At 73.5% G+C, this 26,772-nt stretch carries 23 protein-coding genes and 1 tRNA gene; 17 read left to right on the top strand and 7 right to left on the bottom strand.

The genetic code is table 11. The features are described 5' to 3' along the window. Positions 1–45: 45 nt before the first annotated feature. Positions 46–816, bottom strand: a complete 771-nt coding sequence (locus tag ACPYO6_RS08285; RefSeq protein ID WP_425714383.1) for a TetR/AcrR family transcriptional regulator — start codon at positions 814–816, stop codon at positions 46–48. Positions 817–909: 93 nt separating this feature from the next. Between ACPYO6_RS08285 and ACPYO6_RS08290 the strand changes: the two genes are divergently transcribed. Further along, entirely contained in the window at positions 910–1,845 is a 936-nt protein-coding gene (locus ACPYO6_RS08290) for an ATP-binding cassette domain-containing protein (protein ID WP_425714384.1), read from the top strand. Further along, complete coding sequence (locus tag ACPYO6_RS08295) at positions 1,842–2,696, top strand: ABC transporter permease (protein WP_425714385.1); 855 nt, start codon at positions 1,842–1,844, stop codon at positions 2,694–2,696. Before ACPYO6_RS08290 ends, ACPYO6_RS08295 begins: the two co-directional genes overlap by 4 nt. A 51-nt stretch (positions 2,697–2,747) precedes the next feature. Here ACPYO6_RS08295 and ACPYO6_RS08300 read toward each other — a convergent pair whose 3' ends face one another. The 3 genes from ACPYO6_RS08300 to ACPYO6_RS08310 are packed head-to-tail and all read right to left on the bottom strand — an operon-like array spanning position 2,748 to position 5,590. Further along, positions 2,748–3,686: a hypothetical protein gene (locus tag ACPYO6_RS08300; protein WP_425714386.1), complete on the bottom strand. Its 939-nt coding sequence runs from the start codon at positions 3,684–3,686 to the stop codon at positions 2,748–2,750. 15 nt (positions 3,687–3,701) lie between these two features. Further along, positions 3,702–4,619: a hypothetical protein gene (locus ACPYO6_RS08305; RefSeq protein ID WP_425714387.1), complete on the bottom strand. Its 918-nt coding sequence runs from the start codon at positions 4,617–4,619 to the stop codon at positions 3,702–3,704. Continuing rightward, positions 4,619–5,590: a hypothetical protein gene (locus ACPYO6_RS08310; RefSeq protein ID WP_425714388.1), complete on the bottom strand. Its 972-nt coding sequence runs from the start codon at positions 5,588–5,590 to the stop codon at positions 4,619–4,621. The genes ACPYO6_RS08305 and ACPYO6_RS08310 overlap by 1 nt, the downstream gene beginning before the upstream one ends. A 309-nt stretch (positions 5,591–5,899) precedes the next feature. On the opposite strand from ACPYO6_RS08310, the gene ACPYO6_RS08315 reads away from it, so the two are divergent. From ACPYO6_RS08315 to ACPYO6_RS08330, 4 genes are read left to right on the top strand one after another with little or no spacing between them, the layout of a single operon-like run. Next, positions 5,900–8,197 (top strand): sodium-translocating pyrophosphatase, encoded by a 2,298-nt coding sequence (locus ACPYO6_RS08315; RefSeq protein ID WP_425714389.1) that lies wholly within the window; start codon positions 5,900–5,902, stop codon positions 8,195–8,197. A 9-nt stretch (positions 8,198–8,206) separates the two neighbouring features. Further along, positions 8,207–9,757 carry a DUF7059 domain-containing protein gene (locus tag ACPYO6_RS08320; protein WP_425714390.1) on the top strand — a complete coding sequence of 517 codons (1,551 nt, stop codon included), beginning with the start codon at positions 8,207–8,209 and terminating at the stop codon, positions 9,755–9,757. After that, positions 9,754–11,193 (top strand): mycothione reductase, encoded by a 1,440-nt coding sequence (gene mtr, locus ACPYO6_RS08325; protein WP_425714391.1) that lies wholly within the window; start codon positions 9,754–9,756, stop codon positions 11,191–11,193. Before ACPYO6_RS08320 ends, mtr begins: the two co-directional genes overlap by 4 nt. A 50-nt stretch (positions 11,194–11,243) precedes the next feature. Beyond that, positions 11,244–12,260 carry an LLM class flavin-dependent oxidoreductase gene (locus ACPYO6_RS08330; RefSeq protein ID WP_425714392.1) on the top strand — a complete coding sequence of 339 codons (1,017 nt, stop codon included), beginning with the start codon at positions 11,244–11,246 and terminating at the stop codon, positions 12,258–12,260. A 9-nt stretch (positions 12,261–12,269) separates the two neighbouring features. Here ACPYO6_RS08330 and rlmC read toward each other — a convergent pair whose 3' ends face one another. Then, positions 12,270–13,415, bottom strand: coding sequence for a 23S rRNA (uracil(747)-C(5))-methyltransferase RlmC (rlmC, locus tag ACPYO6_RS08335; protein WP_425714393.1), 1,146 nt, complete (start codon positions 13,413–13,415; stop codon positions 12,270–12,272). Positions 13,416–13,570: 155 nt separating this feature from the next. On the opposite strand from rlmC, the gene topA reads away from it, so the two are divergent. The 8 genes from topA (at position 13,571) to ACPYO6_RS08375 (ending at position 22,620) form a co-directional block, all read left to right on the top strand. Beyond that, entirely contained in the window at positions 13,571–16,309 is a 2,739-nt protein-coding gene (gene topA / locus ACPYO6_RS08340) for a type I DNA topoisomerase (protein ID WP_425714394.1), read from the top strand. Between the two features lie 62 nt (positions 16,310–16,371). Continuing rightward, positions 16,372–17,052, top strand: a complete 681-nt coding sequence (gene tmk, locus ACPYO6_RS08345) for a dTMP kinase (protein ID WP_425714395.1) — start codon at positions 16,372–16,374, stop codon at positions 17,050–17,052. After that, positions 17,049–18,311, top strand: coding sequence for a DNA polymerase III subunit delta' (locus ACPYO6_RS08350; protein WP_425714396.1), 1,263 nt, complete (start codon positions 17,049–17,051; stop codon positions 18,309–18,311). Before tmk ends, ACPYO6_RS08350 begins: the two co-directional genes overlap by 4 nt. 182 nt (positions 18,312–18,493) lie before the next feature. Next, positions 18,494–20,068 (top strand): alpha/beta hydrolase, encoded by a 1,575-nt coding sequence (locus ACPYO6_RS08355; protein WP_425714397.1) that lies wholly within the window; start codon positions 18,494–18,496, stop codon positions 20,066–20,068. A 155-nt stretch (positions 20,069–20,223) separates the two neighbouring features. Further along, positions 20,224–20,296 (top strand) — tRNA-Thr (locus ACPYO6_RS08360). 368 nt (positions 20,297–20,664) lie between these two features. Further along, entirely contained in the window at positions 20,665–20,991 is a 327-nt protein-coding gene (locus ACPYO6_RS08365; RefSeq protein ID WP_425714398.1) for a hypothetical protein, read from the top strand. A gap of 435 nt (positions 20,992–21,426) precedes the next feature. Beyond that, positions 21,427–21,777, top strand: a complete 351-nt coding sequence (locus ACPYO6_RS08370) for a histone-like nucleoid-structuring protein Lsr2 (protein WP_425714399.1) — start codon at positions 21,427–21,429, stop codon at positions 21,775–21,777. Between the two features lie 105 nt (positions 21,778–21,882). Then, a complete protein-coding gene (locus ACPYO6_RS08375; protein WP_425714400.1) occupies positions 21,883–22,620 on the top strand; it encodes a phosphoglyceromutase in 738 nt (245 codons plus the stop codon). A gap of 91 nt (positions 22,621–22,711) precedes the next feature. On the opposite strand, the gene phoU is transcribed toward ACPYO6_RS08375, so the two are convergent. Next, positions 22,712–23,416, bottom strand: a complete 705-nt coding sequence (gene phoU / locus ACPYO6_RS08380; protein WP_425714401.1) for a phosphate signaling complex protein PhoU — start codon at positions 23,414–23,416, stop codon at positions 22,712–22,714. Positions 23,417–23,555: 139 nt separating this feature from the next. Here phoU and ACPYO6_RS08385 point away from each other — a divergent pair, with 139 nt between their 5' ends. Continuing rightward, positions 23,556–24,794 (top strand): sensor histidine kinase, encoded by a 1,239-nt coding sequence (locus tag ACPYO6_RS08385; protein WP_425714402.1) that lies wholly within the window; start codon positions 23,556–23,558, stop codon positions 24,792–24,794. Next, positions 24,794–25,483, top strand: coding sequence for a response regulator (locus ACPYO6_RS08390; protein ID WP_425714403.1), 690 nt, complete (start codon positions 24,794–24,796; stop codon positions 25,481–25,483). The genes ACPYO6_RS08385 and ACPYO6_RS08390 overlap by 1 nt, the downstream gene beginning before the upstream one ends. Before the next feature lie 69 nt (positions 25,484–25,552). Here ACPYO6_RS08390 and ACPYO6_RS08395 read toward each other — a convergent pair whose 3' ends face one another. Then, positions 25,553–26,053, bottom strand: coding sequence for a hypothetical protein (locus tag ACPYO6_RS08395; protein ID WP_425714404.1), 501 nt, complete (start codon positions 26,051–26,053; stop codon positions 25,553–25,555). 164 nt (positions 26,054–26,217) lie between these two features. Here ACPYO6_RS08395 and ACPYO6_RS08400 point away from each other — a divergent pair, with 164 nt between their 5' ends. After that, positions 26,218–26,751, top strand: a complete 534-nt coding sequence (locus ACPYO6_RS08400) for a CarD family transcriptional regulator (protein ID WP_425714405.1) — start codon at positions 26,218–26,220, stop codon at positions 26,749–26,751. Positions 26,752–26,772 lie beyond the last annotated feature (21 nt).

Raw genomic sequence — 26,772 nt, forward strand, 5'->3', positions numbered from 1 at the left:
GGAGGGGCGACAGCGCGTGGCACGGCGTGGGAGGGGAGAGGTCCGTCAGCCGGTCCGGCGTGCGACCAACGCCTCGACACCATCGAGCAGGAGGTCGAGGCCGAACACGAAGTCGGAGTCGAGAAGCCATTCCTCACCGCCCGAGAACACCCCGGCCCGCGCGACCGCCGCCACCTCGTCGAGGCCGCGCGTGGACGCGAGCGCCGCGAGGAGCCTGCCGTACGCCTCGACCTCGGCGAGTCCCGCGTCCGCGCGGGCACCGGCGGCCCGACCCATGGCCACGGCGAGGGACGCTTCGGAGAACGCGTAGGCGTTGAGCGTGGTGAGGACGTTGATCTTCTCGCCGCCGTCGAGCGGGGTGCCACGCAGTCCCTGCAGCCCGTGCTCGAGCCACGCGATCGACCTCGGTCCCAGCGGCGGCCCGTTGCGCGGCGTGTCGACGAGCCACGGGCGGGTGATCAGCTGGTCGCGGCTCGCCCGGGTCCAGCCGGCGAGGTAGCGGCGCCAGCCCGAGTCACCGACCTCAGGTGGCTCGTCGAGGACGGCGTCCGCCATCGCCTCGAGCAGCTGGTCCTTGCTGTCCACGTGCCGGTAGAGGGACATCGGGGCCACGCCGAGCCGGCTCGCGACCGCGGCCATCGAGACCGCGTCGAGTCCCGCCTCGTCGGCGATCGCCACGGCGGAGCCGACGACCTGGGCGAAGCTCAGGCGGGCCTTCGGCCCACGGCGGGAGGGCTCGACGAACCCCCACTGCCGGGCGAGGCCCGTTGGCATCGCCGCCAGGACGTCCGCCGCCTCGTCGTCCGTTGCGGACATGTCCCTCCTCACCTCGCGATCACCCTAGACGTCGCCCGCCACCGGCATTAGCGTATGAAGTACACCGTAGGTAATACGCAATAAGGAGCACCTATGTCGGCACCAGCCATCGAGGTCGTGGGCCTCGAGAGATCCTTCGGCGCCGCACGCGTCCTGCAGGGCATCGACCTCACGGTCGAGGAGGGCGGGCTGCTCGCCCTCCTCGGCCCCAACGGCTCGGGAAAGACGACGACCGTGCGGATCCTGTCCACCTTGCTCCCCGCCGACGCGGGCACGGTGCGCGTGGCGGGGTTCGACGTCGTGGACGAGGGGCCGGAGGTGCGCGCCCGGATCGGCCTCACCGCCCAGCAGGCCACGGTCGACCCCCTGCTCACCGGCGAGGAGAACCTCCTGCTGTTCGGCGGGCTCACCGGTCTCGGTCGGAACGGCGCCCGACGGCGTGCCGCCGAGCTCCTCGAGACGTTCGACCTCACGGGCGCCGCACGCCGGCCGGCGGGTACCTACTCCGGAGGCATGCGGCGCCGGCTCGACCTGGCGGCCTCGATGGTCGCCCGGCCGAGCATCCTCTTCCTCGACGAGCCGACCACCGGCCTCGACCCGCGCAGCCGCGCGGACCTGTGGACGGTCGTGCGTGAGCTGAGCGCGAGCGGCACCACCATCCTGCTGACGACCCAGTACCTGGAGGAGGCCGACCAGCTCGCCGACCGGATCGCCGTCATCGACGGCGGGCAGATCGTCGCGGACGACACCCCGGCGGCCCTCAAGCGACAGGTCGGGACCGACCGCCTCGCGCTCACCCTGCCGATCCGCGATGCCGCCCGGGCGGCCGTGCTCCTCGGGCCGGCGGCCGTCGCCGTCGAGGGATCCATCGGCGACCGGGCCGGGATCGAGCTCCCGCTCGCGGACCCCGACCACCTCCGCCGGGCGCTCACCGTCCTGGCGGACGCCGGGCTCCAGGTCGACGACGTCGACCTGCGCCGCCCCACCCTCGACGACGTCTTCCTCACCCTGACAGGAGCCCGCGCATGACCACGCCGACCACTGCCCTCGCCACCGCGTCCCGGACCGACTCCCGGTCGGGACCACCGGACGCGGGATCGGACGGGTCCCGCCGCGGCCACGCGCTCGGGGACCTCGCACTGCTCACCCACCGTTCGCTGCTTCGCGAGCTCCGCCAGGTCGACGGCATCATCGTCTCGCTCCTTCTGCCGGTGATGATCACGCTCGCATTCGTCTACGTGTTCGGCGGGGCGATCGACCTCGGGGGCTCCGACCTCTCCTACGTGGACTTCGTGGCGCCCGCGATCGTCGTGCTCGCCGCCGGGTACGGCGCGGCGAACACCGCCGTCGGCGTGGCCGAGGACATGACCGGCGGGATCGTCGACCGGTTCCGCACCCTCCCGGTCGCGTCGTGGACGGTGCCGTCCGCCTACGTCGTCGCCTCGGTGGTTCGCAACCTCGTGACGACGGCGGTCGCCCTGCTCACTGCCGTAGCGGTCGGGTTCCGGCCGGCGGCCTCGCCGTCGGACTGGCTGCTGGTGCTCGCTCTGGTGACCGGCTACATCCTCGCGCTGTCGGCGCTCGGGGTCGTCTGGGGGCTCCTCGTGCGCTCGGCGCAGGCCGCCGGCGCGTTCGCGTTCTTCGCCCTCTTCCTGCCGTACGCGTCCGACGCGTTCGTCCCGGCGGAGTCGATGCCCGGGGCGTTGCGCGTCTTCGCCGAGCACCAGCCGATGACTCCGGTGGTCCAGACGCTGCGCGGGCTACTCCTCGACCAGCCGGTGGGCGACGCCGGGTGGCTCGCCGCACTCTGGCTCGCGGGCGCCACGCTCGTCGGTGTCGTCCTGGCGGCGTCCCTCTTCAGGCGCCGGGCGCGCGGCTGACGCTCGCTCGCCCGGCGTCCGCGTGGCTGACGCTCGCGCGGCGGTCGCCGTTCAGCCCGTGCCGGTGACGAGGTACTGGTTGTCGTGCGGGTACCTCGTGTCGGCCACGTGCAGCTCGCCGTCCTCGACCGTCAGCGGGATGTGGTCCGTCGACCAGGTTCCTCGCGGGCCGGACGCCTGCCCCGGCTCCGGCTCCAGGTCACCCCGGAGCACGAGCTGGTAGTCGCCGTCGGGCAGTCGGTCCCAGGCCGCCTCGTCCTCCGCGGCGAGCTCGGCAGGGCAGGCCCACGGCTCGATCTCGATGGTCGTGGTTGCCGGCTCGGAGCCGACGTCGACGGCCGGTTCCGCGGGGACGGCGGCGCTGACGGCGCCGTCGACGACGGCGTGCCCGACCCATCGCAGGGCCTCCGCGTCGCGGATCTCGACGGACACCTCCTCGAGGCGCTGCGTGGAGGTCGCGTCCTCGGGACCATGGAGGGTGAGCTCGAGCGCGAGCACGCCGTCGGCCGTGCGCTCGGGGAGCACCCGACGCTCGTAGGTCTGGACGAGCTCGGGGTCCGGCGGCGGGGCGGCCGTGCGCACCGTTGCCGACACGGGTGCGGCCCGGTGGCTCCCGTCGTCCACCACCTCGGCGACGTCGGCCGGTCCGCCCGCGTGCGCGCCGGCCGCCCCGGTGTCAGTGCCCGCCGGCGCGGAGCCGTCGATCTCGCCGTCGGTGCCGTCCGAGGCGCCGCTGCCGTACGCCTCCTCCCAGGTCCGGCCGCACTCGGTGCGCGCCACGTCGGTGACCTCGACCATCGGCTCCTCCGGGCCGTCCTCCGTGCTCTCCGTGCCTTCCGCGGGGCCCGTGCCGGTTCCGGTCGTGGTGGGCTCGTCCGTCCCGCCACCGCACGAGGCAGTGAGGAGAGCGAGGGCAGCCAGCGCGGGAAGTCCCCGCGTCCACGCGGGGCCTGGCGCTGTCGCCGTCCGGCGGGCGATCGCTCTCGACATCGTCGTCTCCTGTCGTCAGTTCCCGTACGAGTTCGGTCCGTCGTAGCCGGCGCCGTCGACGACGCCGCCGGTGACGGTGACCCTGGTGTGGTCCTGCCCCCACATCGCGTGCCCGGTGCGGCCGTCCTCCGGCTCCTCGGCGGGCGCGAGGCTGCCGAAGATCGACAGGTCGTAGCTCCCGTCGGCGAGGGGGTCCGCCGTGAAGCTCGTCGCATCGCCGTCGGGGCAGGCCACCGGCACCACCTCGACCGTGGTGGTCGTCCCCTCGGGGGACGGCGCGATCGGCTCGTCGAGCGGGAGGCGCTGGGTGAGCTCGCCGTCGTGCGCGGCGAAGCCGACCCATCGCTGGTCGTCGTCGGTCGTGAGGAAGGAGACCGAGAGGGACTCCGTGAGGTAGGGGTCGTCCCGCTCGGGGCCGGTGAGGGTGATCTCGAGCCGGAGGACCGGGTCGCCCGGGTCGGAGACGACCTCGACGCCGACCTCCTCGACGATCCCCTCGTCCGGCATGATCCGCGACCGCGGGGAGGGCGCCGCGGATCGTGCTGGGTGCGCCTGTGCGCTCGCGGCCGGAACGGCCCCTGCCTCATCCGGGAGCCGGGCACCCACCTGCACGGGGCCACGCTCGGTGTCCTGCTCGCCTCTCCCGCCGCCGCTCGGACCGGTCGTGCCGGGCCAGTCGATGTACATGTCGGCGGTCATGCGCGTCTCGGTGCCGCACAGGCCGTCCGCGCTCCCGCTCATCGTCAGCTGCTCGCCGTACGGGGCGGGCAGGTTCGTCACGCCCGACCCGTCGGAGCCCCCGGACCCGCCGCCCCCTCGCGTCCCGGGCGCCTCCGTGTCGCCGCACCCGGCCAGGAGCAGCGCCGCGCCGAGCACCGCGAACCCCCGGCGCCGCAGGGCGAACCGGTTCCTGCCACCCGTGTCGGTACCCATCAGCCTTGCTCCTCCTCCGCGTTGGGGCCGTCGTAGCCGACGCCCGAGACCACTCCGTCGGTCACCGTGACCGGCATGGGCTCCACCGCCCAGCTCGTGTAGAGGCCAGGGTCGTCGTCCTGCCGCTCGACGGGCTCCGCGGTGCCCTCGACGACCATGAGGTAGTCGCCGTCGGGCAGCGGCTCGGCGATGAGGACCGGTGACGGGTCGCCTGCCGTGGTCGGGGGCGGAGGGTCCGTCGGGCACCCGTACGGGGCCACCTCGATCCGTGTGGTGCCACCCGCGGGTGAGACGACGAGTGGCTTGTCGAACGGCACAGGGTCGACGATCTCACCGTCGACGACGACGAACCCCCGGTTGGGTCCCTCGTCGTTCGCCGGTCGGAACCAGATCCGCGCGGTCTCGGCCTCGTAGCGGGGCTCCCCGCCGGGACCGGTGAGGGTGATGACGAGCTCGAGCACAGGGTCCGTGGGAGGGGACACGACGTCGACGGCGACCTGCTCGACGACCCCGTCGGCCGGGGGGATGAAGGTGCGCGGACTGGTGGCGTGGGCCGCGTGGACCGCCCGGACCGCGTGGACCGCGGAGTCGGCCCGACGGGTCGAAGCGGTGGCCGTCGAGGGCATCGCCGTCCGTCCGTCGGCGCCCCGCGGCGCGTCCGGGAGGCTGATCTGGGTCTCCGGCCTGTCGGTCGCGGTCCCTCCCTCGCAGCGGGGCTCGAGCGCGATACGGGACATGACCGGCTCGCCGTAGGGCGCAGGGAGGCCGGACGCACCGCCGGTTCCCGGCGCGGAGCTTCCCCCGGTCCCCGGTGCGGTCGACCCGCCGGTCCCCGGCGCGGTCGCGCCACCGTCGCCGCCGGCCGACCCCTCGTCCGCCCCCGCGCACGCAGGCAGCAGCAGCGCGGCGATCGCCGCGGCGACCACCGCGGCGCGCCGGGTGCGTGGTCGCGGGACTGGGGGGACGGTCATGCACCGCAGGATGGCCGAGCGCCGTGCGCTCCACAACGCCGTCCCGGGGGAGCGCTGACCGGGGAGCCCTGCCCCTGCCGTCGGCAGGCCACGACCGTCGCCGTCGGCGTGTGCCACGCGTTGCGGCCGGCGGGCCATGCCGGTTCCCGTCGGCGTGCCACGCCCACCAGGGACGACGCGCCCGCCGAGTTCGGTTAGTCTCCAACGAAGATCAGCCGGCCCCGGGGGCGGCCGCGACGATGCCGCCGACGGCCCCCGGGAACGGCTCTCGTCAGCGCCGTCCGCGGCGCTCCTCACCGTGGAGGACCCGTGCAGGATCTGTCGACCTCGTCCCTCGTCATCGCCGTGTGCGTCGGAGTGCTCGCCATCGGGGCGCTCGCCTTCGCCCTCGTGCTGCGCCGCCAGGTGCTCGCCGAGCAGACCGGCTCGGAGAACATGGTCTCGATCGCCAGGGCCGTCCAGGAGGGGGCATCCGCCTACCTCGCGCGCCAGTTCCGCACGCTGGGGCTGTTCGTCGTCGTCATCACGGGGCTGCTCCTGCTGCTGCCGGGGGACATGGACGTGCGCATCGGCAGGTCCGTCGCCTTCCTCGTCGGCGCCGTGTTCTCCGCGACGATCGGGTACCTCGGCATGTGGCTCGCGGTCCGCGCCAACGTGCGCGTGGCGGCCGCGGCGACCCGCGCGGACGGCCGGGCCGACGGCGCGCGGATCGCCTTCCGCACGGGTGGCGTCGTCGGCATGAGCGTCGTCGGGCTCGGACTGCTCGGCGCCGCGCTGACGGTCATCGTCTACGGCCCCGAGGCCCCCACGGTGCTCGAGGGCTTCGGCTTCGGTGCCGCGCTGCTCGCCATGTTCATGCGCGTGGGCGGCGGCATCTTCACCAAGGCGGCCGACGTCGGCGCGGACCTCGTCGGAAAGGTCGAGCAGGGCATCCCCGAGGACGACCCCCGCAACGCCGCGACGATCGCGGACAACGTGGGCGACAACGTCGGCGACTGCGCCGGCATGGCGGCCGACCTCTTCGAGTCCTACGCCGTCACCCTCGTCGCCTCCCTCATCCTCGGCCGCGCCGCCCTCGGCGAGCACGGCATGATCCTGCCGCTCCTCGTCACCGCGGTCGGCGCCGTCGTCGCCGTCCTCGGCGTGCTCACCACCCGCGTGCGCGGGGCGGAGTCCGGGCTCAAGGCCATCTACCGCGGGTTCTACACGGCGGCCGTCGCCGGCGTCGTCCTCGCCGCGATCGCCGCGTTCGCCTACCTGCCCGCCTCGTTCGCCGACACGCTCGGGACCACGGGGGCGATCACGGACGTCCCGATCGACGACCCCCGCGTCGTCGCCTCGCTCGCCGTCCTCATCGGCGTGGCGCTCGCCGGCGTCATCCTCTGGCTCACCGGCTTCTACACGGGCACCGGCACGAGCCCCACGCAGCGGGTCGCGGCCACCTCCCGGACCGGCGCGGCCACGGTCGTCCTCGCCGGCATCGGGGTGGGCTTCGAGTCCGCCGTCTACACCGCCGGCGTCATCGCCGCGGCCATCTGCGGCTGCTTCCTGCTCGCCGGTGGCTCCGTCTGGCTCGCCCTGTTCCTCGTGGCGCTCGCCGGCTGCGGCCTGCTCACCACCGTCGGCGTCATCGTCGCCATGGACACCTTCGGCCCCGTCTCGGACAACGCCCAGGGCATCGCCGAGATGTCCGGCGAGGTCGACGAGGAGGGCGCGCAGATCCTCACCGACCTCGACGCCGTGGGCAACACGACCAAGGCCATCACCAAGGGCATCGCCATCGCCACCGCGGTCCTCGCGGCGACCGCCCTGTTCGGCTCGTACGCCGACGTCGTCTCCACTGCAGTCGCCGACCTCGCCGCCGACGGACGCGCCCAGGCCGGCGGCATCGTCGGCGCGATGATGAGTTACGAGCTCATCAGCCCCGTCACCCTCGTCGGCGTCATCCTCGGCGCCGCCACCGTGTTCCTCTTCTCGGGCCTGACGATCGACGCCGTCACCCGCTCCGCCGGCGCGATCGTGCGCGAGGTGCGCCGCCAGTTCCGCGACCTGCCCGGCATCATGACCGGCGAGCAGCGCCCGGAGTACGGCAAGGTCGTCGACATCTGCACCCGCGACTCCCTGCGCGAGCTCGCCACGCCCGGCCTCCTCGCCGCCCTCGCCCCGATCGCCGTGGGCTTCGGCCTCGGGGTCGGCCCGCTCGCCGGGTTCCTCGCCGGCACCATCGCCACCGGCGTCCTCATGGCCGTCTTCCTCGCGAACTCCGGCGGCTCGTGGGACAACGCGAAGAAGATCGTCGAGGACGGCCACCACGGCGGCAAGGGCAGCGCCCAGCACGAGGCCGTCGTCATCGGTGACACCGTGGGCGACCCGTTCAAGGACACCGCCGGTCCCGCCATCAACCCGCTCATCAAGGTGATGAACCTCGTCGCCCTGCTCATCGCGCCGCTCGTGGTCCAGTGGTCCGTCCCCGCAGACGCCAACCACACCCTGCGGATCGCGCTCGCCACGGTGGCCGGTGCCGTCGCCGTCGGGGCGGTCCTGCTCTCGCGCCGGCGCGCGGTGCGCGAGGAGCAGCGCGAGCTCGCCGAGGCGGGACTCTCGTAGTCTCGACGGGTGCCCGAGCTTCCCGAGGACGTCCTCGCCGCCGCCTGGCGCCGGGTCGGGTTCACGCCCGACGGCGTCGCTCACCTCCTCGGCCCGCTCGCCGAGTCGCTCCTCGCCTCGGGGAACCGCGCGCCCGCGCTGCGCGCGCTCGAGCGCGCGGCTGAGGAGGGGGCGAGCCCTGCGGGCGACCGCGAGCTCGCGGCCTGGGTCCGGCTGCTCGTGCTCGGGGAGAGCGTCCGCGCCGAGGATCTCTCCAGCGACGGCACCGACGATCCGTCCCTCGTCGTCGTACTCGTCGCTCTCGGGATCGCGGAGTCCGACGGCGAGAGCGTCACCCCGCTCGTGACCGTCCGCCCGGTCGACCTGGGGGAGCGCACCGGCTGGGCGGTCTCCGACCCGCTGGTCCCGGGCCGCGAGCCGGCGTCCGACCACGTCATCGGGATCGGCTCCGCCACGACCACCCTCGACGCCCTCGCCGTGCGGCCGGCCGCCGGGGACCGCGTGCTCGACGTCGGCACGGGGAGCGGCTACCTCGCCCTGCGCGCCGCCGCGGCCGGTGCCCGGGTCGTCGCCACCGACGTCAACCCCCGCGCCCTCGCCCTGACCGGCCTCGGCGCCGACCTCTCCGGCCTCGCGGTCGACGCGCGCCTCGGCTCGCTGCTCGCCCCCGCGCGCGGACGCTTCGACCGGATCGTCTCCAACCCGCCGTTCGTCGTCTCCGGGCGCACGGGCGAGGGGGCGACGTACCGCGACGGCGGGGCCCCCGGGGACGCCCTCGTGGCCGAGCTGCTGCGCGGCGTCGGCGACCACATCGAGCCCGGCGGGACCGCCCAGCTGCTTGCGAACTGGGAGGAGCGCGCCGGTGAGGACTGGACCGCGCGCGTCGGCGGCTGGGTGGACCCTGCGCTCGACCTGTGGGTCGTCCGGCGCGACTCGATCGACCCCGCCACCTACGTCGACACCTGGCTGCGGGACGGCGGCACGCACCCCGCCGCGGGTCGCGCGGCGTTCGAGGCGGCCGCCGAGCGGTGGCTCGGTGACCTCGAGGCGCGCGGCGTGACCGCGATCGGGATGGGGCACGTGACCGTGCGAAGGCCCGGCGTGGACGAGCCGGCGGGTGCGCCCTGGCGGCGGCTCGAGGACGCGCAGGGCCTCGGCAGCGGGCGGCTCGGCGACCACGTGGCCGCGGTCCTCGACGCCGTCGCGCGCCTTCGGCCCGCCCTCGACGACGACGACGCACTGCTCGCCACGACCCTCCTCGTCGCCCCCGACGTCACGGAGGTCCGCCACCACCGCCCCGGCGCGGCCGAGCCCGAGGTCATCGAGCTCGTCCAGGGCGGCGGGTACGCGCGCACGATCCGCGCGACGACGGGCCTGTCCGCCGTCGTCGGGGCGTGCGACGGGGAGCTGCCGCTCGGGGTCCTCGTCGACGCGGTGGCGGGTCTGCTGGAGGTGCCCGCGACCGATCTGCGCGCCGAGCTCACCTGGTGGCTGCGCGAGCTGCTCGTCACCGGGATGCTCGTCCCCACCACCGACCACCCCGAGAAGGAGCACCCGTGAGCGCCTCGCCCGCCACATCCTCCGAGCCCGCAGAACCAGCCGTGGATGCGCACTACGACCTGATCATCATCGGTACCGGGTCCGGCAACTCGATCCCCGGGCCGGAGATGGACGAGACGTCGATCGCGATCGTCGAGGAGGGCAGGTTCGGCGGCACGTGCCTCAACGTGGGCTGCATCCCGACGAAGATGTACGTCTACGCCGCCGACGTCGCCCACGAGGTGGCCGCCTCCGGCCGGCTCGGGCTCGACGCCCACGTGCACTCGGTGGACTGGCCCGGCATCGTCGAGCGGGTCTTCGGGCGCCGCATCGACCCGATCGCCGCCGGGGGCGAGGAGTACCGCCGCGGCCCGCGCACGCCGAACATCGACGTCTACGACCAGCACGCCGTGTTCGTCGGGGACCGCACCCTGCGCACCGGGCAGGGGAGTGGGTCGAGGGTGATCTCCGGCGACCAGGTCGTCGTCGCCGCGGGCTCGCGGCCGTTCGTGCCCGAGGCGATCGAGGCCTCGGGCGTGCGGTACAGCACGAACGAGGACATCATGCGGCTGCCTGAGCTGCCGGCCTCGATCGTCATCCTCGGCGGCGGCTACATCGCCATGGAGTTCGCGCACGTCTTCGAGTCGCTCGGCACCGAGGTGACGATCGTCAGCCGGTCCCCGCTCCTGCGGCACCTCGACGCCGACCTGCGCGACCGCTTCAACGAGATCGCCGAGGAGCGGTGGGACGTGCGCGCGGGCCGGGCCGTCACCGACGTCGCGGAGTCGGGCGGCGAGGTCCACCTGAGCCTCGACGACGGGACGACCGCGTCGGGCGAGGTGCTGCTCGTCGCGACCGGGCGGGTGCCCAACGGGGACCGGCTCGACGTCGGCGCCGGGGGCGTCGCGACGACGGCGGACGGGCGCGTGTCGGTCGACGAGTACGGCCGCTCGACCTCGGCCGAGGGGGTGTGGGCCCTCGGCGACGTGTCCTCGCCGTACATGCTCAAGCACGTGGCCAACGCCGAGGCCCGGGCGGTCACGCACAACCTGCTCCACCCCGGCGACCTGCGGCCCATGCCGCACGAGCACGTGCCTGCGGCCGTGTTCACACACCCGCAGATCGCCACCGTGGGGCTGACCGAGGAGGACGCGCGGGCCGCGGGGCACGACGTGGTGGTCAAGGTGCAGTCCTACGGGGACGTCGCCTACGGGTGGGCCATGGAGGACACCACGGGTATCGCCAAGCTCGTCGCCGACCGGACCACGGGCAAGCTGCTCGGCGCGCACTACATGGGGCCACAGGCGTCGACCCTCATCCAACAGATGATCACCGTCCTCGCGTTCGACCTCGACGTCCGTGAGGTCGCGACGCAGCAGTACTGGATCCACCCGGCCCTGCCCGAGGTCACCGAGAACGCGCTGCTGGGGCTCGAGCTCGACCGAACCGGCGCCTGATCGCTGCGAGCGCCCGGGAACATCGCGCCGCCCGATCCGTTGACCCTCACGTGAAGCGCATCGGATTCCTCTCCTTCGGCAACTGGCGGGACATCGGCGGCAGCGGTGTCCGCACGGCCGCCGACGCCCATCTGCAGTCCATCGAGCTCGCCGAGGCGGCCGAGGAGATCGGCATCGACGGCGCCTACTTCCGGGTGCACCACTTCGCCCCGCAGCTGGCCTCCCCGTTCCCGCTGCTCGCCGCCGTCGCCGCCCGGACCTCCCGCATCGAGATGGGCACCGGCGTCATCGACATGCGCTACGAGAACCCGCTCTACTTCGCGGAGGAGGCCGCGGCCACCGACCTCATCGCGGGCGGCCGCCTCCAGCTCGGCATCTCGCGCGGCTCACCGGAGCCCGCCCTCGACGGCGCCGGCGCATTCGGCTACCGGGCCCCGGAGGGGGAGTCGATGGCGGACGTCGCCCGGACCAAGGCGGACATCGCGCGGCAGGCGATCCGCGGCGCCGGGGTCGTCATGTCGGACCCGAAGCAGACCGGCGAGAGCGTGCCGCTCGCGGTCCAGCCCCTGTCCGAGGGGCTCGACCGTCGCCTGTGGTGGGGTGCGGGCAGCCGGGCCACCGCGCGGTGGGCCGCGGAGGAGGGGTACAACCTCATGTCCTCGACCCTGCTGACCGAGGACACCGGCGTGCCCTTCGACGAGCTCCAGGCCGAGCAGATCCAGGTCTTCCGCGACGCGTGGGCCGAGGCCGGCCACGACTGGACCCCGCGGGTGTCAGTCTCACGCTCGGTGTTCCCGATCGTCTCCGACCTCGACCACCGCTACTTCGGCTCGCGCAGCGAGGAGAGCGAGGACCAGGTCGGCGTGCTCGAGGGCGTGCGGGCCCGGTTCGGCCGCACGTACGCGGGAGAGCCCGACGTCGTCGCCGCGGAGCTCGCCTCCGACGCCGCCGTCCAGGCGGCCGACACCCTGCTCGTCACGGTCCCCAACATGCTGGGCGTGGACTACAACGCGGCGCTGCTCGAGTCGATCGTCACGCACGTCGCGCCGGCGCTCGGGCGGGACTGAGCCGCCCGTTCACGCCCGCTCGAGCAGCACCATGACCTCGTCGTGCGCCGTGTGCGGGAACATGTCGAACAGCCGCGCCGCCACCGGCCCGAGCGACGGCATGAGCGCGAGGTCCCGCGCGAGCGTCGTCGCGTTGCACGACGAGTAGAGGACGTGCCCCGTGGCCGACCCCTCGAGCCACGCAGCCAGCTCCGCGGACAGCCCGCGCCGGGGCGGGTTGACCACCACGAGGTCCGGGGCCGACGACGACGCCGCGGCCCAGGCGGTCGCGTCGCCGTCGTGGAAGCTCACCCGGGAGTCGAGACCGGCGCGCCTGGCGGCGCCGCGCGCGCCGGTGATCGCGTCCGCCGACGTCTCGATCCCCACGACCCGGGTGGCGGGTGACCCGCCGGCGATCGCGAGCGCGAACCCGCCCACGCCGCAGTACAGGTCCCACGCCGTCGTGGGCCCGATCTCCGCCGCCCACGCGGCCGCCTGGCCGTACATGGCCTCGGCGATCGCCGTGTTCGTCTGGAAGAAGGAGCGCGGCGGCAGCTCGAGGTCGAGCGGTCCGCCGGGCAGCGAGAGCCGCATCGGCAGCACCGACCGCTCGGTCAGCACGATCTCCTCGTCGCCCTCGAGCAGGGCGACATGGGTGGGGAGCAGGTTGACCGTGACGACGGCGAGGTTCGGCAGGGCCGCGAACAGCTCCGGCAGGTGTCGCCGGATCCGGCCGAGCCGGTCGCGCGAGCGGAGCACGAACCGGACCATCAGCTCCCCGTCCGGCGAGACCGTGACGAGGACGTGCTTGAGCTCGCCGCGCCGCCCGGGCACGTCGTAGGGGGTGAGGCCCGCGCGCGTGACGAGGCCCGCCAGCACCGGCAGGGCCTCGGTGATAGGCGGCGGGTAGAGGTGACATCCGCGCAGGTCCACCCCGGCGCCCGCCGGGTCGAGGATCCCGAGCGTCGGCGCCGCGGTCGTCCCGGCGACCACCATCTTCGCCTTGTTGCGGAACCACTCGTCCGCGGATGCGACCGGCTCGAGCCACGCGGTTGCCGGCACCGAGTCCAGCAGCTCTCGCCGGCCCGCCACCTTGGTGGCGAGCTGCTTCTCGTACGGGGTGCGCAGGAACGTGCACGAGCGGCAGCGGCCGTCGTCGAAGTACTCGCACCTCACCCGCGCACGGTAGCCCCGAACGACCCGCTTGACGCCGTCGCCTACCATCCGAGGAACCGGGCGACCGGGAGCGGTGCGCCGACGCGCTGTTACCGTCGGCCACAGACCCTCCGGCGCCCCGCCCCCTCACGCCACAGCAAAGGACCCTCCCGCGCATGCCCCGCAAGCTCGTCATCGTCGAGTCGCCCGCCAAGGCCCGCACCATCGGCGGCTATCTCGGCCCCGACTTCGAGGTCGAGGCCTCGATCGGGCACGTGCGCGACCTCCCGCAGCCCTCCGAGCTGCCCGCGGACATGAAGAAGGGCCCGTACGGGAAGTTCGCCGTGGACGTCGAGGGTGACTTCGAGCCCTACTACGTGGTCGACGCCGACAAGAAGAAGAAGGTCGCCGAGCTCCGCCGCAAGATGAAGGACGCCGACGAGCTCTACCTCGCCACTGATGAGGACCGCGAGGGCGAGGCGATCGCGTGGCACCTCCACGAGGTGCTCAACCCGAAGATCCCCGTGTACCGGATGGTCTTCCACGAGATCACGAACGACGCGATCAGCCGCGCGCTCGAGAACCCGCGCGAGATCGACGCCCCGCTCGTCGACGCGCAGGAGACCCGCCGCATCCTTGACCGCCTCGTCGGCTACGAGGTCTCCCCGCTGCTGTGGCGCAAGGTCCGCTCCGGCCTGTCCGCGGGCCGCGTGCAGTCCGTCGCCACGCGCCTCGTGGTCGAGCGGGAGCGCGAGCGGATGGCCTTCCGCGCCGCGTCCTACTGGTCCGTCAAGGGCACCTACTCCGCGACCGACGCCCCCGAGACGTTCGACGCCAAGCTCCTCGAGCTCGACGGCGCCCGCGTGGCCACGGGCCGCGACTTCGGCGACGACGGCGAGCTCACCGGGCGTGCCCGCGACGTCGTCGTGCTCGACGAGGCCGCCGCGACCACCGTGGCGGAGGCGCTCAAGGAGGCGACCACCGCCGTCGAGGGCGTGGAGACCAAGCCGTACCGTCGCCGGCCGGCGGCGCCGTTCACCACGTCGACCCTCCAGCAGGAGGCCTCCCGCAAGCTCCGCCTCGCCTCGCGCGAGACGATGCGCGTGGCCCAGGGGCTGTACGAGAACGGCTTCATCACCTACATGCGGACCGACTCGACGAACCTCTCGTCCGAGGCGATCGGGGCGGCCCGCCGCCGGGCCACCGAGCTCTACGGCCCGGCGAGCATCCCGGACAAGCCGCGGTACTACGCGGGCAAGGCCAAGGGTGCCCAGGAGGCGCACGAGGCGATCCGGCCCGCGGGCGACCAGATGCGCACCCCGGACGAGGTGGCCACCCAGCTCGACCCGGCCGCCCTGCGCCTGTACGACCTCATCTGGAAGCGCACCGTCGCCTCGCAGATGATCGACGCCACCGGGTCGACCGCCACGCTGCGCGTCGCCGCCGACCTCGCCGGCAGCCCGGCCGAGGCCGACCGGGCGATCCTTACCGCGTCCGGCACCGTCATCACCGAGCGCGGCTTCCTCGCCGCGTACGAGGAGGGGCGCGACGCCGAACGGCACGGCGACGCCGACGGGGACGCCCGCCTGCCCAACGTCTCCGCCGGGGACGTGCTCGAGGTCCAGGGCGCCGAGGCGTCCGGCCACGAGACCTCCCCGCCGCCGCGCTACACCGAGGCCTCGCTCGTCAAGGCGCTCGAGGAGCGCGGCATCGGCCGCCCGTCGACCTACGCCGCGACGATCGGCGTCATCACCGACCGCGGGTACGTCACGCGCCGCGGCCAGGCGCTCGTGGCGAGCTGGCTCGCGTTCTCCGTGGTCCGTCTCCTCGAGGAGAACCTCCCGCGGCTCGTCGACTACGACTTCACCGCGGAGATGGAGAACGACCTCGACAAGATCGCGTCCGGCGACCTCGACCGGGTCGACTGGCTCACCCACTTCTACCGCGGGGGCGAGGGCCGCGAGGGCCTGCGCGCCCTCGTCGAGGGCCTCGGCGACATCGACGCGCGCGCCGTCAACTCGATCGACATCGGCGAGGGGATCACGGTCCGAGTCGGCCGCTACGGTCCCTACGTCGAGGAGGCGCCGGCCGCGGACGCGAAGCCGGGGGAGGACGGCGCCGCGCCGGTGGGCCGCCGGGCGTCGATCCCCGACGACGTCGCCCCCGACGAGCTGACCGTGGCCAAGGCGAAGGAGCTGCTCGAGGCTCAGGCCGACGACGGGCGCGAGCTCGGGACCGACCCCGACTCGGGCCATACGATCATCGCGAAGAACGGGCGCTTCGGCCCCTACGTCACCGAGGTCCTGCCCGAGCCGGAGCGCACCGCGTCCGGCCGGAAGAAGCCGGGCCAGCCCAAGCCGCGGACCGCCTCGCTGTTCAAGGACATGGACCTGTCGACGATCGGCATCGACGACGCGCTCAAGCTGCTCTCCCTGCCCCGCGTGGTCGGCCAGGACCCCACGAGCGGGGACGACATCACCGCCCAGAACGGCCGGTACGGGCCCTACCTCAAGAAGGGCACCGACTCGCGCTCGCTCGAGACCGAGGACCAGATCTTCGGCATCACCCTCGAGCAGGCCCTCGAGATCTACGCCCAGCCCAAGCGCCGCCGGGGAGCGACCGCCCGGCCGCCGCTCAAGGAGCTCGGCACCGACCCGGTCTCCGAGAAGCCGGTGATCGTCAAGGACGGGCGGTTCGGTCCCTACGTCACCGACGGGACGACGAACGCCACGCTGCGCAAGGACGACCCCATCGAGACGCTGACGAACGAGCGCGCCTACGAGCTGCTCGCCGAGAAGCGGGCGAAGGGACCGGCCAAGAAGCCGGCGCGGAAGGCGCCTGCGAAGAAGCCCGCGGCGAAGAAGCCCGCCGCGCGGAAGCCGGCGGCCAAGAAGCCGACGACGGGGACGTCGTAGTTCCGTCCACAGGTGTCGGTGCTGCGGCGATCGGTGTGGGCCGGCGTCGTTACCCTGGCCCGGTGAGCGCACCCGTCGGACTGCTGATCTCCCTCGAGGGGGGCGACGGCGCGGGGAAGTCGACCCAGCAGGCCCTGCTCCTCACCTGGCTCGTGGCGCGGGGGCGCGAGGCCGTCGCCACGCGCGAGCCCGGCGGGACGCCGCTCGGCGCCGAGATCCGCCGCCTCATCCTCCATGGCGAGCACGTCGACCCCCGCGCGGAGGCGCTGCTCTACGCCGCCGACCGCGCCCACCACGTCGCCTCGCTCGTCCGCCCGGCCCTCGAGCGCGGCGCGGTCGTCGTCACGGACCGCTTCGTCGACTCCTCCGTCGCCTACCAGGGGGCCGCCCGGGACCTCGGGCCGGGCGAGGTGCGTGACCTCTCGGCGTGGGCCACAGGTGGGCTCACGCCCGACCTGACGATCCTGCTCGACGTCGATCCCACCGTCGCGGCCGCCCGCCGTGGCGGGGAGCCGGACCGCCTCGAGCGCGCCGGCGACGCGTTCCACCTCCGCGTGCGCGAGGAGTTCCTCCGGATCGCGGCGGCCGAGCCGGACCGGGTCGTCGTCGTCGATGCCGCCGGGACGCCGGACGAGGTGCACGCGCGGGTGCGCGTCGCCGTCGAGAGGGTGCTCGGGGGCGCGGCGCCCGGCGCCGTTCCGGGCGCGGACGCGGACACTGGCGGGGACGGTGACCGGCCGTGAGCGTCTGGGACGGCCTGGTCGGGCAGGACGCCGTCGTGGAGACGCTCCGCGGTGCCGCCCTCGCCGCGCGAGGCGCCGACGAGACCGGGGACGAGTTCTCCGCCGGTTCCGCCGACGCCCCGGCCACCGCCGCAGCGGCCCCGGCCCCCGCGGGTGGCGACACCGTCGGTGCACGGATGACGCACGCCTGGCTCGTCACGGGACCGCCGGGGTCCGGCCGCTCGGTCGCGGCCCGCGCCTTCGCCGCCGCGCTCATGTGCACGGCCCCGGGCGAGCCCGGCTGCGGCGAGTGCGCCGCCTGCACCACCGCGCTCGCGGGCACGCACGCCGACGTCACGGTGCTGGCCACCGAGAAGGTGACGATCTCGATCGACGAGGTGCGCGAGCTCGTCACCCTCGCGCAGCGCGCACCCGGGTCGTCCAGGTGGCGCGTCGTCGTCGTCGAGGACGCCGACCGGATGGTCGAGCGCACCTCCAACCTCCTGCTCAAGTCGATCGAGGAGCCCCCGCCGCGCACCGTGTGGCTGCTGTGCGCCCCGAGCCCGCGGGACGTCGTCACGACCATCCGCTCGCGGTGCCGGTCGATCCACCTGCGTATCCCCGACCCGGCCGCCGTCGCGGACCTCCTCGTGCGCCGGGACGGGGCCGACCCGGACGTCGCGCTCGAGGCCGCCCACGCCGCCCAGTCCCACATCGGGCTCGCCCGGCGCCTCGCCCTGCACGAGGACGCGCGGGAGCGGCGCCGTGACCTCCTGCGGGTCCCGCTCGAGCTCCGGTCCGTGGGCGACGCCGTCCTCGCCGCCGCCCACCTCGTGGAGATTGCGGCCGCCGACGCCGCGGCGTCCACCGAGAACCGCAACGCCGCCGAGCGCACCGAGCTGCTGCGCACCCTCGGGGCCGAGGACGGCGGGCGGCTCCCGCCGGCGCTGCGCGCCCAGGTCCGCCAGCTCGAGGAGGACCAGAAGCGGCGCACCACCCGCGCGCAGCGCGACGTCCTCGACGGCTCCCTGCTGGCGCTCATGTCCCTCTACCGGGACGTGCTCCTGCGACAGCTCGGCTCCACGGTCGAGCCCGTCAACACCGCGGCCGCCGACGTCGTGGCCGAGCTCGCCCGCGGCTCCACCGCCGAGACGACGCTGCGGCGCCTCGACGCCGTCTCCACCGCCCGCACGCGGCTCACGCTCAACGTGCCGCCGCTGCTCGCGACCGAGGCGCTCATGGTCGAGCTGTGGTCCGGCACGGACCTCGAGCGCGTCTGAGGCGTCGGCGCCGGCGGCCCCCCGCGGGGGGTGGCGTCGACCCCGGCCGGGCGCGGTGCCGACCGGCCCCGCCAGGCACGCAGCCGCCGTCCCCCGACCGCCCGGACGCGCAGGTGGGACGGGGAGTGGTGCCCTGCGGGGCTGATCGCCGCCGGCCCGGCACGTGCCTTAGGTTGGTCGGCATGCCGAGGCTCCTTCGAATCGTTCCCGCGCTGGCTGCTGCCACGCTCGTCCTGGCCGCCTGTGGTGGGGAGGTCGACGACCCGACGACGGACCCCGGCAGCGGTGGCGAGTCCGGCTCGGAGTCCGGGTCGGGCGCAACCGGCAGCGGCGCGGGCGAGGAGATGCCGCCCGTGCCCGAGGGGCTCGAGACCTACTACGAGCAGGACGTCGAGTGGACCGACTGCGGTGAGTTCGAGTGCACCGACATCGAGGTGCCGCTCGACTACGACGCCCCCGACGGCGAGTCGATCACCCTGGCCGTCAAGCGGCTCCCGGCCTCCGACGGCGAGCCGGTGGGCTCGATGCTCATCAACCCCGGCGGCCCCGGCGGCTCCGGCGTCGAGTTCGTCGAGTACGCCACCTCGTCGATCTCGCCGGAGGTCACGGCCGCGTACGACATCGTCGGGTTCGACCCGCGCGGCGTGCAGAACTCGACCCAGATCGACTGCGTGGACGACGCGGAGCTCGACCGCCTGCTCTCGGAGGACTACCCGGACACGCCCGAGGGCGACGCCGACTGGCAGGCCGACGCCGAGCTCATCGGCGCCGGCTGCGAGGCGGAGTCCGGTGACCTCGCGGGCAACGTCGACACGGTCTCGGCCGCCCGGGACATGGACGTCCTGCGCGCGGTGCTCGGCGAGACCCAGCTCGACTACCTCGGGTTCTCCTACGGCACCCTGCTCGGCTCGACCTACGCCGACCTGTTCCCGGAGAACGTGGGCCGCATGGTCCTCGACGGGGCGCTCGACCCGACCTCGTCCGGCTTCGACATCACCGTCGGCCAGGCCGGCGGCTTCGAGGGCGCCCTGCGCGCCTACATCGAGGACTGCCAGTCCGGCGCGCTGTGCCCGCTCACCGGCTCGGTCGACGACGGCGCCGCCCAGATCGTCGAGCTCCTCGAGTCGGCGGAGGCCAACCCCCTGCCGACGAGCGACCCGGACCGGCCGCTCACCCAGGCGCTCGCGCTGACCGGGATCATCCTGCCGATGTACGACGAGTCGTCCTGGCCGATGCTCACCGCGGCCCTCCAGGCGGCGATCAACCTCAACGAGGGCACCGCGCTGCTCCAGTTCGCCGACATCTACAACACGCGCAACGACGACGGCAGCTTCGCGGACAACTCGACCGAGGCCAACTGGGCGATCAACTGCCTCGACTACCCGACCGTGGAGCACACGCAGGCCGAGCTCGACGAGCAGGTCTCCCAGCTCGAGGAGGTCGCCCCGACCTTCGGCCAGTTCTTCGGCGGCGAGAACGACCTGCTCTGCCTCAACTACCCGCACGAGTCCGAGCGCGAGCCCGGCCCGGTGGCCGCAGAGGGCTCCGGCCCCATCGTCGTCATCGGCACGACGGGCGACCCGGCCACCCCGTACGAGTGGGCGGTCGGCCTCGCCGACCAGCTCGACGAGGGCGTCCTCGTCACGTACGAGGGCGAGGGGCACACGGCGTACGGCCGTTCCAACGAGTGCGTCCAGGGCGCCGTCGACGAGTTCTTTCTCGAGGGCACGCCGCCCGAGGACGAGCTCACCTGCTGATCGGCGCGGGGGAGTGCCCCGGGGGAGCGACGCGCGGCAGGGCGCCCTTGAGAGTGCCCGGGAGGCGCGCCCCGGGTGTGACGCATGGCGCGTCGATCCGGCTGCGGGGGTGCGCCGCCGGCCGCTAGCATGGATGGCGCTGCTCACGGCAGCACGCCGCCTTAGCTCAGTCGGTAGAGCGATTCACTCGTAATGAATAGGTCGGGAGTTCGATTCTCCCAGGCGGCTCGGAACAGGCCCCTGACCGGCGATCCCGCCGGTCAGGGGCATTTCTGTCCCGGCTCGGTCGAGGCTCGGTACCTCCGGCTGTACGTCCGGCGAGCCGTGACGCCGTGCGCTTCTTCGTCGGGTGATTCGCGTCGCCGATACCGACCGCGCGCCGGTGGACGGTGACCGACGACGTCGACGTCGGCGCTGCGTGCAGGTGCCGTGGCACGCGTGCTGCGCGCGGCCGGTCGCTCTCACCGTGGCGACCGCGGAATCACTTTCCGGGTCCGCCCCGGAGCGGTCGTGCCCGCATCTTCGGGAACTCCGCACGGCCCGCTGCTCGGCGCACCGGCCTGTCGTTCCGATTGTCCGGGGACTATCCTGGCTGCGTGGACTACGTGATCGCCCTGGTGCCGCCGATCGGACTGCTGATCGCGCTCGTGGTGATCGTGCGCGCATTCCTCGGTGCGGATCGTTCCGAGCGGGAGGCCGAGAAGGCATTCCGGGAACGGCACCCCGATCTCGATCTCGCCCCGCTCCCGGCGTCGCCCTCGAGCGTCGCCGGCGCACTGGCGGCCGAGGAGCGAGCGGCGTCGGAGCAGGGTGCCGTCAAGGGCGCGCGCGGGCGTCCTGCGGGGTCGGCGGACGCCGGCGGAGCCTCGGTCGCCCCGGGCCGGTCCGGGGCTCCTGAGCGCCCCGAGAGCTCCGTCCGCTAGGACGACGGACGGGGGACCGCCCGTCGCTGTCGTGCGCCCTGGCACCCCCGGGCCCGAGGCGTTCGGCGGGCGTGGATCCTTCGCAGCCGCGAGAGCCGCCCCCACCCCCCGGCGGGCGTGGATCGCTCCTCGCCACGAGAGCCACCCCCACCCCCGCGGCCGTGAATTGTTCGTCGAATCGCTCACAGGTCGCCCGTGAGGTGCTCGAGCGACCGTGCCCGATCTGCCGTGATGACATTGATGGCCGATTCTCGGACGGGAGAAGCACATATTGTTCGGGGCGGTCGACAACTTCACCGGTGTGTGCAAATTCATTCCCGCGCCTCGATCACGCGAATGCCGTGCATTCGACGTGACACTGATCGATGAATGCGTTTATGCTTCATGCAGCCGATTGACGACCTGTGATCGGTATGAATCCCGGGGAGGGGCATCATGGTTCGCCAGACTATTACCAAGCTCATCGACGATATCGACGGAACGCCCGCCGACAGCACTGTCACCTTTGCTCTCGACGGTGAGCGTTTCGAGATCGACCTCTCGGACGCGAACGCCGCCAAGCTGCGCGAGTCCTTCGCGCCGTGGGTCGCCGGTGCGCGCCCCGTGCGTGGCGGCGGCGCCCGTCGGTCCGGCGGAGCCGCCCGCTCCGGCGCACCGCGTCGCTCGCGCAGCCAGAGCGCGTCGGAGGCCCAGGCCATCCGCGAGTGGGCGCGCGAGAACGACATCGAGGTGAGCGACCGCGGTCGCATCAAGGCCGAGATCGTCGAGCAGTACAACAACCGCTGACCCGACCGGTCGGCCGACGGACGGCCCGCGGACATCGGTCCGCGGGCCGTTCCGCGTCCGTGGCCGGGCCTCTCCCTCACGGGTGATCGGTGGAAGGATGGAGCCATGAGCTACCGACTTGTCCTGCTCCGCCACGGCGAGAGCGAGTGGAACGCCAAGAACCTCTTCACCGGCTGGGTCGACGTCCCCCTGTCGGAGAAGGGCGTCGAGGAGGCCCGCCGCGGCGGCACCCTGCTGACCGACGCCGGTGTGCGCCCGGACGTCCTCCACACCTCGCTGCTGCGCCGCGCGATCATGACCGCCAACCTCGCGCTCGACGCCGCGGACCTCCACTGGATCCCGGTCCACCGCCACTGGCGCCTCAACGAGCGCCACTACGGGGCGCTCCAGGGGAAGAACAAGAAGGAGATCCGCGACGAGTACGGGGAGGAGCAGTTCATGCAGTGGCGCCGCTCCTACGACGTGCCGCCGCCCCCGATCGAGGCCGGCTCCGAGTTCAGCCAGGACGCCGACCCGCGCTACGCCGGCGAGCCCATCCCGGCCGCCGAGTGCCTCAAGGACGTCCTCGAGCGGGCCCTGCCGTACTGGGAGGACGCGATCGTGCCCGACCTCAAGGCCGGCCGCACCGTCCTCGTGGCGGCCCACGGCAACTCCCTGAGGGCCATCATCAAGCACCTCGACGGCATCGACGACGAGACCATCTCCGGCCTCAACGTGCCCACCGGCATCCCGCTGCTCTACGAGCTCGACGAGGACCTCCGGCCGCTGACGCCGGGCGGCCAGTACCTCGACCCCGACGCCGCCGCAGCGGCGATCGAGGCCGTGGCCAACCAGGGCCGCTGACCCCGAGCTCTGTCCGACGCACGAACGACGGCGCCGCCCACCCTCTCGGGTGGGCGGCGCCGTCGTTCGTGGCTCTGGCCGCGCGGACGGGTCAGAGACCGCCGGTCTGCTCGTCTGTGGCCCCGGCCTGGCCAGGCTCCCCGTCGCTGATGGCGTCCGTCGTCGTGCCCGTGACGAGGTAGTTGATGCGGTGGGCGGCCGAGACGCCGTGGTCGCCGAAGCGCTCGAGGTACCGACCGATGAGGATGACGTCGACGATCTCCTGGCGGCTGAGCTCGATCGAGTCGTCGAGGACGGTCTCGAAGGTGCGCAGGTGGAGGTCGTCGAGGATGTGGTCCTTCTCCTCCAGCTCGCGGGCCTTGTCGAGGTCGGCCCCGCGGACGAGCTCGACGACGTCGGCCGCGACGCGGACCGCCTCGTCGGCCATCTGGACGAGCAGCTCGTGCGCCGCGCCGCCGACCACCTGGTCGGGGAAGCGGCCGCGGGCGACGAACGCGACGTGCTGGGCGAGGTCGCCCATGCGCTCGATCGTCCCGGACAGGCGCAGCGCCGAGATGACCTGGCGCAGGTCGCGCGAGACGGGCGCCTGCAGAGCGAGGAGCGCGATGCCCTGCTCGTTGAGCTGACGGTCGAGCTCGTCGATGCGGTCATCGGCGTCGATCACCTGCTCGGCGAGCTGCAGGTTGGCGGTGCGCAGCGACTCGGCGGCCTTGGTCATGGCCTGGCTCGTGGCCTCGGCCATGCGGACGAGGTTGTCCTGCAGCTGCTCCAGGTCGTGCGTGAAGATCTTGCGCATGGGTGGCCTCCGCGGCTCTCGAGATGGCGACCGCATCGCGGCCCCACGGTCCAAGGGTAGCCAAGCCGCGCCCGGTGAACATGTGGTGGACGGGCGGTGGCCCGGGGGGAACGCCGCGGGGCGAGGTCGGTGAACGTCCGTGATCCAGCCTAATCTCGTGGGCGTGCACGACTCCTGGCAGCTCTGGGTGGTCGCCCTGCTCGGACTGATCGTCGGGCTCGGGGCGGGTCTCGCCCTGCGCTCGTCGGACCGCGAGCGCGACGCCGAGCTCGAGCCGGCGGGCACCGCGCCGGGCCTCGACGACGACGTCATCTCGGTCCTCACGGTGCTGCCCCAGTCGATCGTCGTGCTCGACGCCGACGACGACGTGGTGCGCGCCTCCTCGGCCGCCTACGGCTTCGGCCTCGTGCGCCACGACCGCCTCGCGCACGCCGAGCTCGCCGAGATGGTGGCCCGGTTGCGGCGCGACGGGCAGATCCGCGACGCCGAGCTGGCACTCCCGCGCGGACCGGTGGCCGGTGCCGGCACGGTGCACCTCCAGGTCCGGGTCGCCGCGCTCAAGGGCGGCCGGGTGCTGCTCCTGGCCGAGGACCGCACGCGCGCGAGGCGGGTGGAGGACATGCGCCGGGACTTCGTCGCGAACGTCTCCCACGAGCTGAAGACCCCGGTCGGCGCCATCGCGCTGCTCGCCGAGACGATGGACGACGTCGCCGACGAGCCGGACAGCGTGCGGCACTTCGCCGGGAAGATGGAGACCGAGTCGCGGCGCCTCGCCGAGCTCGTGCAGGACATCATCGATCTCTCCCGGCTCCAGGAGCCCGACGCGCTCGTCGACCCGGCGGTCGTCGAGGTCGACGAGGTCGTGGCCGAGGCCGTCGACCGCGTCCGTGTCGAGGCCGACGCCCGCGAGGTGTCGATCCGCTCCGGCGGCGCGCAGGGCCTGCGCCTGTACGGCGACCAGGGCATGCTCACCACCGCCGTGCGCAACCTGCTCGACAACGCCGTGCGGTACTCGCTGGCCGGCTCGACCGCGTCGGTCGGGGTCTCCCGCGCGGACGGTCTCATCCGCATCGCCGTGGTCGACCAGGGCCCCGGGATCCCCGCGGACGCCCGCGACCGCGTGTTCGAGAGATTCTTCCGCGGCGACCTCGCCCGGTCCCGCGAGACGGGTGGCTCCGGCCTCGGCCTGAGTATCGTCAAGCACGTCGCGGCCGACCACGGCGGCCGGGCCGAGCTGTGGTCCACCGAGGGCCGGGGCTCGACGTTCACGCTCGTCCTGCCCGAGGCCCAGGAGCCGGGCCCCACCGATCCATCCGACGACGAGGACGACGCCACCGGCGGCGACCCCGGTCGACCGCCATCCGAGGAGGAGCGCTGATGACGAAGATCCTGCTGGTCGAGGACGAGCAGACCTACCGCGAGACGCTGACGTTCAAGCTCGAGCGGGACGGGTTCACGGTGGAGGCCGTCGGCGACGGGACCGAGGCGGTGGCGGCCTACGACCGGCACGGCGCGGACCTCGTCCTGCTCGACCTCATGCTCCCGGGCCTGTCCGGCACCGAGGTGTGCCGGCAGCTCCGGCAGCGCTCCCAGGTCCCCGTCATCATGCTGACGGCGAAGGACTCGGAGATCGACAAGGTGGTCGGGCTCGAGCTCGGCGCCGACGACTACGTGACCAAGCCGTACTCCTATCGCGAGCTCGTCGCGCGCGTGCACGCGGTCCTGCGGCGCGGCCCGGCCGTCGAGGCGGGGGAGTCGTCCGTGCTCACCGTCGGCCGCGTCCGGATGGACGTCGACCGGCACGAGCTCACCGTCGACGGCGAGTCGGTCGCCATGCCGCTGCGCGAGTTCGAGCTGCTCGAGCTGTTCCTGCGCAACCCGGACCGGGTGCTCACCCGCGGCCAGCTCATCGACCGCATCTGGGGCCCGAACTACCACGGGGACACCAAGACGCTCGACGTCCACGTCAAGCGCGTGCGCGGCAAGATCGAGGTCGACCCGGCGCACCCGCAGATGCTGCACACCGTGCGCGGGCTCGGCTACAAGCTGGTCACCGACGGCGACTGAGCTCGGCGTCGTCGCGCAGGGGAGGGGCGGATGCCCCGCCCGGGCCGGCGGTCCTGCGGAGGGCGCGACTCAGGAGGAGGACTCGGAGCCGGACTCCGGCGAGTCCGCCTGCTCGAGGAACTCCGAGTACTCGGCGAGCGTGCCGTCGAGGACGGGGATCTCGATGACCGAGCTGAAGCCGCCGGGGCCCTGGACCGCGGTCGGCAGCGTCGAGCCGGGAGCGCCCTCGACCGCCTCGATCGTCACGTTCGCCTCGTGCAGCGGGATGTGGCTCTCGGCCGGCACCTCGAAGGGCGCTGGTGCGCCGGTCTCCCCGACGTCGAGCTGGACCGTCACCGGCTCGAGCGTGTTGTTGACGATCGACCCCACGACGTGGCCGACCTCGCCCTCGCCCTCGGTGAGGACGAGGAGGTTCTCGACCGCGACCCCGTCGGCGACCTGGACCCGCGTGCCGTCGGACGGGGCGTACGGGTTGAGCGTCGTCACGTCGGCCGCCAGCATGCAGGACGACAGCAGCGCGGCGGACGCGACGGCGACGCCGACGCGGGTCAGGCGCTGGGGAACGGCCATGGTGAGGCTCCTTCAGGGGGGTGGTCGGGACCTGTCGCGAGGGTACTAGACCTGCGTCGACGTCGGCCCCGTCAGGCGGTCCGTCGAGTCTCACGAGGCGCGGAATCACGCCGAAACGGCGTGGTAGAATGGCCTGTCGCCAAGCCTGAGGGAGTACTTCACACATGACGTTCGTAGTGGGCGAGACGGTGGTGTACCCCCATCACGGGGCCGCCCTCATCGAGGACATCACGGTCCGCACGATCAAGGGCCAGGAGAAGACCTACCTCCACCTCAAGGTGGCCCAGGGCGACCTGAGCATCCAGGTGCCGGCCGAGAACGTCGACCTCGTCGGTGTCCGCGACGTCGTGGGCGAGGAGGGGCTCGAGAAGGTGCTCGACGTGCTCCGCGCGCCCCACACCGAGGAGCCGACCAACTGGTCGCGCCGCTACAAGGCCAACGTCGAGAAGATCGCGTCGGGTGACATCAACAAGGTGGCCGAGGTCGTCCGCGACCTCTCCCGCCGGGACACCGACCGCGGCCTGTCCGCCGGCGAGAAGCGCATGCTCGCCAAGGCGCGGCAGATCCTGTCCTCCGAGCTCGCGCTCGCGAAGGACATCACCGAGGAAGAGGCCGAGAGCCTGCTCGACGAGGTCCTCGCCGTCGGGGCCGAGGCCGCCGCGGCCGCGGAGCCCGTCGCCGACGCCCCCGCCTCCTGAGCGGGACGGGCCGGACCAGGT

It is taken from the genome of Georgenia sp. Z1344 (assembly GCF_049856295.1).
Taxonomy (GTDB): Bacteria; Actinomycetota; Actinomycetes; order Actinomycetales; family Actinomycetaceae; genus JB111.

What these genes read in the sequence shown, in the direction of transcription:
- ACPYO6_RS08285 (WP_425714383.1), bottom strand. Translation starts at nt 816, where the DNA reads ATGTCCGCAACGGACGACGAGGCGGCGGACGTCCTGGCGGCGATGCCA.
- ACPYO6_RS08290 (WP_425714384.1), top strand. Translation starts at nt 910, where the DNA reads ATGTCGGCACCAGCCATCGAGGTCGTGGGCCTCGAGAGATCCTTCGGC.
- ACPYO6_RS08295 (WP_425714385.1), top strand. Translation starts at nt 1,842, where the DNA reads ATGACCACGCCGACCACTGCCCTCGCCACCGCGTCCCGGACCGACTCC.
- ACPYO6_RS08300 (WP_425714386.1), bottom strand. Translation starts at nt 3,686, where the DNA reads ATGTCGAGAGCGATCGCCCGCCGGACGGCGACAGCGCCAGGCCCCGCG.
- ACPYO6_RS08305 (WP_425714387.1), bottom strand. Translation starts at nt 4,619, where the DNA reads ATGGGTACCGACACGGGTGGCAGGAACCGGTTCGCCCTGCGGCGCCGG.
- ACPYO6_RS08310 (WP_425714388.1), bottom strand. Translation starts at nt 5,590, where the DNA reads ATGACCGTCCCCCCAGTCCCGCGACCACGCACCCGGCGCGCCGCGGTG.
- topA (WP_425714394.1), top strand. Translation starts at nt 13,571, where the DNA reads ATGCCCCGCAAGCTCGTCATCGTCGAGTCGCCCGCCAAGGCCCGCACC.
- ACPYO6_RS08355 (WP_425714397.1), top strand. Translation starts at nt 18,494, where the DNA reads ATGCCGAGGCTCCTTCGAATCGTTCCCGCGCTGGCTGCTGCCACGCTC.
- ACPYO6_RS08370 (WP_425714399.1), top strand. Translation starts at nt 21,427, where the DNA reads ATGGTTCGCCAGACTATTACCAAGCTCATCGACGATATCGACGGAACG.
- ACPYO6_RS08375 (WP_425714400.1), top strand. Translation starts at nt 21,883, where the DNA reads ATGAGCTACCGACTTGTCCTGCTCCGCCACGGCGAGAGCGAGTGGAAC.
- phoU (WP_425714401.1), bottom strand. Translation starts at nt 23,416, where the DNA reads ATGCGCAAGATCTTCACGCACGACCTGGAGCAGCTGCAGGACAACCTC.
- ACPYO6_RS08390 (WP_425714403.1), top strand. Translation starts at nt 24,794, where the DNA reads ATGACGAAGATCCTGCTGGTCGAGGACGAGCAGACCTACCGCGAGACG.
- ACPYO6_RS08395 (WP_425714404.1), bottom strand. Translation starts at nt 26,053, where the DNA reads ATGGCCGTTCCCCAGCGCCTGACCCGCGTCGGCGTCGCCGTCGCGTCC.
- ACPYO6_RS08400 (WP_425714405.1), top strand. Translation starts at nt 26,218, where the DNA reads ATGACGTTCGTAGTGGGCGAGACGGTGGTGTACCCCCATCACGGGGCC.